Genomic DNA, 8,450 nt, shown 5'->3' with positions numbered 1-8,450 from the left:
TTTCTTGATCGCAGATCATGGGCTTCGACGGCGGCTGGCTGAGGACAGCCAGCCCCACCAGCGCTGGGCTTGCGCGCGTCACCATGCGCCGCTTTCCGGAAATCAGTTTTGGAAAACGCTCTAGCTGGAAGCAAGTTTATTGCACCGTGGTGATTTTGGCTGAGAGGCCGGGCTGCAGGGGGATGGACTCTCCTGCCCGTCTGCCCATGAGTTTCTGACCGAGGGCTGAGGCGGCGGTGATGACGACGATCTCGGTGCCTTCGTGCAGGATCTCGGTGCCTCCGGCGAAGGGGCCGATGAAATAGTGGGCGGCTTCCGCAGGAAGAGCGAGGGTGACCAAGGAGCCGAGGGTGATGGTGACGCCTGACTCCAGGGTGCGGGCTGAAAAGGCCGTGAAGGCCTGCACGGCCTGCTGGAGCTCCGCCACGCGCTGGGCCTGGCCACGGGCGACGTAGGAGGCCTCCAGGGTGCGGGTGTCGTACTTGTTTTCCGCCTTGCTGTCGGGGTCTGTGGCTGCGGCAAAGGAACTCTGGGCGGCGCGGGTGAGAGCGGCGAGTTCGGAATGGAGCACGGAGAGGATTTGATCGAGGACGGCTTGCTTGTTCACGGGGAGGCAAGCCGTGCGCTGTTTCGACAGATGGTTCAAGGATGAAAAAGCAGCATTGACCCCCGGCTGCCATTTCAGGTATTATTATATTATGAAAACGCACCGGCAACCGGCCACGAGAGCGTTCACCCTGATCGAACTGCTCATTACGATCACCATCATCGCGATCCTTGCCAGCCTGACGGCGGCGGGAATCAGTAACGCCATCGACCAAGCCAATCGTCTGAAAGTGCGAACGGTGCTGATGGATCTCAAGAATGGCATCGACCACTACCAGACCGACTACAATCGCTGGCCCATTGTTGCCACCAGCCAAGGAGCCAATGGTGAGGACGCAGCCGAACTGCTCACCGATGGCAACAACTCGCTGGTGGACACTCTCATGGGTATTCCTCCAGCATCAAGCGGCACGGTGGATTTGAATCCCAAGCGCACGCCTTTCGTAGCATTCCCCCCTGGGAATAATGGTCGCCATGGACTGGTGGGTGCTGCACGACCCTACAAGCTCGCCGACATGTATGGGCAGCCTTATCACATCCTGCTCGACACGAATGGTGACAATCAGGTGAAGAATCCCGACACCAGCAACACTGAGCCCAAGTTCTCGGCGAATCAGGCGGCGCATCTGGTCACGAAGGTGGCTGTTTACAGCAGTGGCAAAGACCAGGCTCCGAGCACAGGGGATGACGTCACCACCTGGCGGCCCAAGTGATGGACTTCTGCGGCGGGACAGAGTGCGGACGCTGCTGGTGAGTGGGGCGATGTTGCGGAGTGCTCGGTTTGCTTCCCGGAATTGTCTGCCATACCCAGGGTCGCCTCGCTGAGGCTCGTCTGACCCTGGGCTGGACTACGCAGCCCATTCAGGGCTGGTGCATGGCGGGGTTGACATCCGCAAAGATGTAACAGACCTATTTTCCAATAGATCGTGGTATCATTTCCCTGCCGCCTTGAACACTTCGGGGTGGTCCAGCACCGTCTTCTTCACTCGCGCCACCTGCACTGCAGGGCAGTCTGGCGGCATCCACGTGGACTGTTCGATCACTTCTCGTCCGCCGATGCTGCCGGCGATGACATACGCGCTGAGCAATGTTCCCATGAGGTCGGGATGCATGCCATCCTCGGCGTAAAGCGACATGGCCGGATAGACATCATGGACCAGCCACCAGAAATCCCCCACGGGGCTGACAATGATCTTTGCACCTGGATTTTTTTCCTGGGCCGCCTTCACGGCGTTTGCATTCGCGAGGTGGGTGCGAGCACGTGCCTGCGCAGGCTCTGCGCCCGTCGCGAGTGCATCGGGGGACTTTTCTTTCCAAAGTCTTTCGTGCCGCGCCCACACCTGAAAAACGACGACGAGCACTTTGGGGTTTAATTCGTGGGCGGATTTGACGAGCTTGGAGAGACCGTTTTCCATCAGCAGTCTGGCATCTTCATCCACCGCAGCGGCAGCAGACACGACGCTGTGCTCCTGCACCACGACGACATCCCAGGGCTTGCCGTCATCGGCGCCTTTTTTCAGCAAGGCCATGCCCTCTGGATTGGTGGTGTGACGCTCCAGCGTGTAGCTGCCCTCTAAATTGCTGCCGATATGCGGAGCCAGCATCTGGGAGGAAAGCATGAGCTCGCCCACCATGCCGGGCAGGAGATTGAACGCGGTGTAGCTGTTGCCGAGAAAGAGGATGCGCACGTGCGGCACCTCGTCGGCGGCCTGCACATTCCAGCAGAAGCAGGTGGCAAGAGCTGCCAGCAACAGTGTGCGTCGGGAGCATTGGATGAATGAAATCACAGACCTGAGCGGCATTCGTTTAAAAGCATTCATCGTGGGTTGTGAAGGTGGCGATCCTCTCTCTGCATGGCGGGGCTTTTTGCAAACGCTGCTGGTGAGCGTGGGGTGTAGCGGGGTGCTGGGTTTGCTTTCCGGATTTGATGGCGGGGCCCCAGGGTAGCCTCGCTGAGGCTCGGCAACCCTTCGCTATGATGCGCAGTCCCGTTGGGACTGGTGTGCGGCGGAGCCATGTGATGAAGGATGTAGCGTTTTCCAAAACGGCTTCCCGGAAAGCGACGCATGGCGACGCTCGACGGCGCTTGGAGGACCAAGGGCTCTACCTCGCGCCGAGCATGCCTATGCCCAGCGCAGGTAGGGCTGGCGGCTCTCAGCCAGCCGCCGTCGGAGCCACCCTCTTCGAGCAAGAGACAGTCAACTAAACGGAAATGCGTTTTGGCAACTGCTATAGCAGCATGCTGCCAAGGAAATGCCGAGGCGACAAATTCGATGCCCTTGGAACTGCAAAAGCGAACGAGGCTATGCCTTAACCGAGTGCCATTCATAACGGTCTTCATGCGTTTTTGCTCAGGGCTTGCACAGCTTGTCCGCCAGCAGTTCGGCTTTTTCATTTCCTTCCTTCGCGGGCACATGCCCGACGATGGTCGATTTATCCTTGTCGAGCTTGATGATGACGAGCGTTTCGAGGCGCGTCTGCTTTTCGTCATCGGCGCTCGACATCATGCGGTAGATGATTGCGTATGGGATGAAGGAGCCGCCCTGGCGGAGGCCGCGCCATTGCACGACGTCGTTGGCTTTTGCGGGGAACTGGCCGGGGCAGGCGCTGAGAGTATCGCCCATGAGGTCGGTTTTGTTGCCGTCGAAAATCAGATTGATCCAGCTGCGGAGATCGCCGCCTTCATGGATGACCTGATAGCCACCGAGACCGGGGCAGAGATGCTTGAAGTGATCGATCTCGGGATCTTTTTCGCGGGATGAGTCCTCTAAGATTTTGACCTTCTTCGGGTCGGTGGTGGTGAATTCAGATTCGGGTTTCGGCTCTGCCGCAGAGACAGTGGCTGCGCCGAGCGCCAGCAAGGTGAGGAGGGTGAGCGGGTTCATGAGATTGAGCATGGGATCATTTCAGCGAAGCATCGGCCACGCCATCGGCTTTGCGATACAGGCTGGTCGGGATGAGCAGCTGCGGCGGGAGCTCTTCGCCTTTGGAGTAGCGCATGAATGCGCGCACGACTTCAGCGCCCATTTTGTCGGGGAACTGGATGGGGTCGGCGTAGATCTTGCCTTCTTTGATGGCTTGTTTGCCTTCGGGCTGGCCATCGAAGCCGATGATGACGACTTTGTCAGTGCGGCCCGCCTTCTCAATGGCACCGCGTGCGCCGAGCGCGCCGGGGTCATTGATGGCAAAGATGCCGACGAGATCTGGCTGTGCCTGCAGCATGTCTTCGGTGGCTTTGTAGCCCTTGTCATTCGCGCCGCCGCAGTCGAGCTCGCTCACGATCTCGATCTTTCTCGCCGCCGTGGCGTTGTAGGCAGCCAGAACTTCTTTGAAGCCTTTCACGCGCAGGATGCAGGACTCCACTTGCTTCATGTCGAGCACGCCGATCTTCCCGCCCTGCCCTTGCAGCGCTTCGATCATGGCCTCTGCCGCCATTTTGCCGCCGCCGAAGTTGTCGGTGGCCACTTGCGTCACGATTTTCACACCGGGCTCGTTGCAGGGAACATCCACGGTGAAGACGGGAATAGCGGCGGCGTTTGCCTCCTGGATGACGGTCACGATCGCCTTGGAATCTGTGGGACTCAACACGATGGCGGCGACATCCTTCACGATGAAGTCTTTGATCTGATTGCTCTGGCGTGCGACGTCGCCATCTGCACTGACCACGAGCGTGTCATAGCCGTTCTTTTTTGCTTCGGCGATGATGCTGTCGCCGATGACTTTGAAAAAGGGGTTCTGCAATGAGAGCAAGGATACTGCGATGGTGCCCCGCGATGCCGCATGCTCATCCGTAGTTTTGCCGCAGGCGACAATCAGGAGGGTGAAGGCGAGAAGGAAGCGGCGGGATTTCATCTGCTGCATGGTAGCACGGACTCTTCCTCTCCATCAATAGCGGAGGTAGGTCCGCCTTCTCGCCTCAAACACCTGCGTCTCCGCGACCCAGCCTGCCAACACCTTTTTCCATGTCTCGCCACTGCGCAGCGCCTTCACACTGGCGGCGCGATTGAGCAGGGTATCCACCAGGCTCAGCTTAAACTCTTTTGGGTAAAGCCGCTGCAATGTGCAGGCGATGGCAATGCCCACATCGACCGCATGCAATGCAGTGCGATCTGTGATGGCCATGCGCACGCCGCCGCATGCCTCGCCTTTGAAAATGCTCGCGGTGGGCGTGAAGCGCAGCGGGGTGAACTGGATACCTGCAAGGCCCAGTTTGTTGAGTTCATACGAGAGCCGCAGGTCGTCCACGTAGGGTGCGCCGAGGATTTCGAACGGGGTGTCTGTGCCGCGCCCGACGGTGATGCTGAACTCCAGGAGGCCGACGCCTGGATAGAGCAGCGCGGCATTCAATGAGCGCATGTTGGGCGAGGGATTAATCCAAGGCAGCCCGGTTTGATCGTAGAGCATGTGGCGCTGCCAGCCTTCGACGGGGATCACCTTTAAGTCGCAGCCGATGCTGCGCTCGGCGTTCATCATGGCGGCGAGTTCGCCGGCGGTCATGCCGTGGCGCAGAGGGATGGCGTGGGTGGCGGTGGGTTTTTCGGCATCGATGGCTGCGGGGCCTTCCACTTGGATGCCGCCGATGGGATTGACGCGGTCCAGCACGTAGAAAGCTTTCTTCGCTTTCGCTGCGGCCTCCATGCAAAGCCGCATGGTGCCGATGTAGGTGTAGAAGCGGCAGCCGATGTCTTGAATGTCGAACACCAAGGCATCCAAGTCTGCGAGTTGGTCCTGAGTGGGTGCGCGCTGTTCACCGAAGAGGCTGAGCACAGGCAGGCCGGTCTTTTTGTCGGTCGAGTTGCTGATCTTTTCCTGATCGAGTTCGCCACGAATGCCGTGCTCGGGACTGAAGAGTTTTTTCAATTTCACGCCGGGGGCATTTGCCAGAAGATCGATGGTGCTGTGGCGCTGGGCATCGATGCCGGTTTGATTGGTAATGAGGCCGACGCGGAGGCCTTGCAAGTCTGCGAACTTGCGCCGCGCGAGGACGTCGATGCCATTCAATACCGTGGGAACTTCGGTCTCGGCACGCGGCCAGGGTGGGCCAGTGGCGGGGGTGAGCTTCACGCATTGAGCTGCTGCGGTACCGATCTCTTCATACAAATCGCGCACGCTGCCTTTGCCCTCGGGGTGCAGGCGTGAGCTCATGAAAATGACGAAGGTCTTCGATGCGGGCGCGATCCATAGACTTGTGCCGGTGAATCCGGTGTGGCCGAAGGAACCGATGGGGAATGTTTTGCCACGCGGCCTGCTGAAAGTGGAGTCGATGTCCCAGCCGAGGCCGCGCCGTTCGAAGACTGTGGCAATCGTCTGCGGTGCCGTCATCAGCTTCACCGTCTCCGGTTTGAGGACGCCTGCGCCGTCTTGAAGGATCATGCGTGAGTATTTGGCCAGATCGGCGGCGGTGGTGAAGAGGCCGGCGTGGCCGGTGACACCGCCCATCTTGCGTGAGGCGGGGTCATGGACTACGCCGCGCAGCATGACGCCGCTTTCGTCTTTCTCTGTGGGTGCGATGCGTGGGATCCATTCGGCTGGTGGCAGGAAGCGCGTGGAGTCCATGTGCAGCGGCGCGAACACATGTTTTGCGGCAAATTCGTTCAAGCGCATGCCGCTGACGCGTTGCACGATCTCGCCGAGCAGGATGAAATTGATGTCGGAGTAGCGGAAGAAGCGGTCGGGAGGTCCGTCTGGCTCTGAGGAGATGGCGTGTGCGATGCCTGCTGCATAACCTGTCCATTCCGGCACCTTGGGAAGACCCGCCTTCAAACCGGAGGTGTGGGTGAGGAGATGCCGCACGGTGATGCCGCTGCGAAACTCCGGGAGATATTGGCGCACTTCCGACTCCAGCGCGATCTTGCCCTGCTCGATCAGGATCAGGACACTCGGGAGTGTTGCGACCACTTTGGTGAGAGATGCGGCATCAAAGACGGTGTCCTCCGTCATTGCTTCCATTGCTGGAATGAGCGCGCGCTGGCCCGTCGTGAAGGTCATCTTCTGCGGGCCGCTCTCAAACCAGAGCACCGCGCCTGGCGGATTCCCTTTGGCGACGGCTTTGCTGACCACGGCACGCAGTGGGTCAAACTCGTCCGCGTAAGCGAAGGTGCAGAGAAGAAAGAAGGTGAGCGAGCGCAGCATGATCAAAGCCATGCTGCCAGAAACGGGATGCGGCTGCCTATTTCTTTTTCTTCTTTGCCCCTTGTTTCACTTCCGCCTTGCAACGTGGGGAGAAATCCGGCATGCCCATGGCATGAAGCCCAGTCTGCTCCTCCTTCCTCTCCTTTTGACCCAGTGTGGTGATGAAGCCAAGAAACCTGCACCTGCGCCGAAAGCCGTGGTGGAAGCACCTGCGGCTGTGCCAGCTCCGACGAAGGACGCGCCGAAGAAGGTGTATTGGACGCAGGAGATGATGCACACGGAGATCAAGTTTCATAACCCTGGCTACACCGGGACGGGGCAGTTCAATATCGAAGACGGGAAGGTGGTGGCGCTGAGCCTGCGTGGGGCGAAAATTGAGAACGTGAAGTTTCTCGAACACATCGAGCCGATGGCGCTGGACCTGAGCGAGACGCCCATCACTGACCTGCGGCCGATGCAGGGCAAGAAGCTGGTGGAGCTGTACCTTGAAGACACGAAGGTGCGGGATCTTTCGCCGATCCGGGGCATGCCGCTGCAAAAACTCTACCTGAGCCGCACGCCGGTCGAAAATCTGGCGGCGCTGGAAAACATGCCGCTGGTGGAGCTGAACGCGGTGGGCTGCCCGATTGGCGACATCTCAGGAATCGCCCACTGCCCGATCCAGATGCTGTGGCTGACGGACTGCCCGGTGGCGGATATCAGCGCGCTGAAAACGGTGCCGCTGGTGAGCGTGACGCTGCAAGGTACGAATGTGAAGGATCTCTCCCCACTGACCGGCACGGCCCTGCAGCGCCTGCATATTGCCGACACGCCGGTGACGGATTTGAGCCCGCTGAAGGGCATGCAGCTTACGCGTCTAGTGTTCACTCCGGCCAATATCACGGCGGGCATTGAGGTGGCGAAATCGCTGCCGTTGCAGGAGATTGGCACGCGGTTTGACGACGGCGGCAAGGACCTGATGCCGCCGGCCAGTTTCTGGCCTGCGTATGATGCGGCGGTGAAGGGTGGTGGAAAATGAACAAGATTTGTCTTTCCCCCCTGCCCTCCCGCTGACAGAATCCGGCGAATTCCATGAAAGAGTTTGCTTACATCCATGACGAGAAGCACAGCCCGTCGCCTTTGCGGGCGGTGCCGGCTCTCGCCATTTTTAGCGATGACCAGCTTGATGATGTGTTGAACTCCAGCAGCTTGCTGCAATGCGAGCCGGGCGATCACATCATCAAAGAGGGCAGCATCGACTCCCGCATCTACGTCCTGCTCAGTGGTGAGCTGGAAGTGCGGGTCGGCAGCAAGAAAGTTGCTGCCATCACCCGCATCGGGGAAGTTTTCGGCGAGCTTGCGCTCGTGAACCACGACAAGCGTCTCGCTTCCGTCATCGCCTCCTCGAAGGCTGTGTGCCTGGCGGTGGACCAGAAATTCCTGCAGGACATCCATCCGCGCGAGGAAGACCCGGATTTCCACGCTGCGCTCTACGAATTCGTGGCCCGACTGGTCGTGCGCAAGCTGGAGGCCACCTCCAAGCGCCTGGCCGAGGTGGAAAAGGAATTGCGTGAGCTGCGTGGGGACAAGGCCCCTGCCAAACCGGCGGCCAAGCCCAAACTTAAGCGACCGGTGAAACGTGCCCCTGCCAAGGTGGTCCGAAAACCGGCGCGGGTGAGGTAATTTAGCAGTTTGTTGAACCACTCCTCATTTGGAGCGCTTGATACTGAAGA

8 protein-coding genes are annotated in these 8,450 nt (G+C 59.5%); 3 read left to right on the top strand and 5 right to left on the bottom strand.

Going from position 1 to position 8,450, the window contains the following annotated elements; translation table 11 throughout:
* Positions 1 to 136: 136 nt before the first annotated feature.
* On the bottom strand, positions 137 to 607 hold the full coding sequence (locus tag PSV43_RS00770) for a hypothetical protein (RefSeq protein ID WP_300192688.1): 471 nt from the start codon (positions 605 to 607) through the stop codon (positions 137 to 139).
* 91 nt (positions 608 to 698) lie between these two features.
* On the opposite strand from PSV43_RS00770, the gene PSV43_RS00765 reads away from it, so the two are divergent.
* Positions 699 to 1,319, top strand: coding sequence for a prepilin-type N-terminal cleavage/methylation domain-containing protein (locus tag PSV43_RS00765; RefSeq protein WP_300192686.1), 621 nt, complete (start codon positions 699 to 701; stop codon positions 1,317 to 1,319).
* A gap of 219 nt (positions 1,320 to 1,538) precedes the next feature.
* Here PSV43_RS00765 and PSV43_RS00760 read toward each other — a convergent pair whose 3' ends face one another.
* The 4 genes from PSV43_RS00760 to PSV43_RS00745 form a co-directional block, all read right to left on the bottom strand.
* Entirely contained in the window at positions 1,539 to 2,408 is an 870-nt protein-coding gene (locus PSV43_RS00760) for a hypothetical protein (RefSeq protein ID WP_300192684.1), read from the bottom strand.
* A gap of 549 nt (positions 2,409 to 2,957) precedes the next feature.
* Positions 2,958 to 3,491 carry a hypothetical protein gene (locus tag PSV43_RS00755; protein WP_300192682.1) on the bottom strand — a complete coding sequence of 178 codons (534 nt, stop codon included), beginning with the start codon at positions 3,489 to 3,491 and terminating at the stop codon, positions 2,958 to 2,960.
* A 16-nt stretch (positions 3,492 to 3,507) separates the two neighbouring features.
* On the bottom strand, positions 3,508 to 4,458 hold the full coding sequence (locus tag PSV43_RS00750; protein ID WP_300192680.1) for a substrate-binding domain-containing protein: 951 nt from the start codon (positions 4,456 to 4,458) through the stop codon (positions 3,508 to 3,510).
* Positions 4,459 to 4,491: 33 nt separating this feature from the next.
* Positions 4,492 to 6,738 carry an exo-beta-N-acetylmuramidase NamZ domain-containing protein gene (locus PSV43_RS00745; RefSeq protein WP_300192679.1) on the bottom strand — a complete coding sequence of 749 codons (2,247 nt, stop codon included), beginning with the start codon at positions 6,736 to 6,738 and terminating at the stop codon, positions 4,492 to 4,494.
* A gap of 112 nt (positions 6,739 to 6,850) precedes the next feature.
* On the opposite strand from PSV43_RS00745, the gene PSV43_RS00740 reads away from it, so the two are divergent.
* Both PSV43_RS00740 and PSV43_RS00735 read left to right on the top strand, forming a co-directional pair.
* Positions 6,851 to 7,756, top strand: a complete 906-nt coding sequence (locus PSV43_RS00740) for a hypothetical protein (protein WP_300192677.1) — start codon at positions 6,851 to 6,853, stop codon at positions 7,754 to 7,756.
* Positions 7,757 to 7,809: 53 nt separating this feature from the next.
* Complete coding sequence (locus tag PSV43_RS00735) at positions 7,810 to 8,400, top strand: cyclic nucleotide-binding domain-containing protein (RefSeq protein ID WP_300192675.1); 591 nt, start codon at positions 7,810 to 7,812, stop codon at positions 8,398 to 8,400.
* The last annotated feature ends 50 nt before the right edge of the window (positions 8,401 to 8,450 follow it).

The sequence above is a fragment of the Prosthecobacter sp. genome (assembly GCF_029946185.1).
Taxonomy (GTDB): domain Bacteria; phylum Verrucomicrobiota; class Verrucomicrobiia; order Verrucomicrobiales; family Verrucomicrobiaceae; genus Prosthecobacter.
Note: the sequence above shows the minus strand (reverse complement) of the source record. Positions and strands in the feature narration are given on the sequence as shown.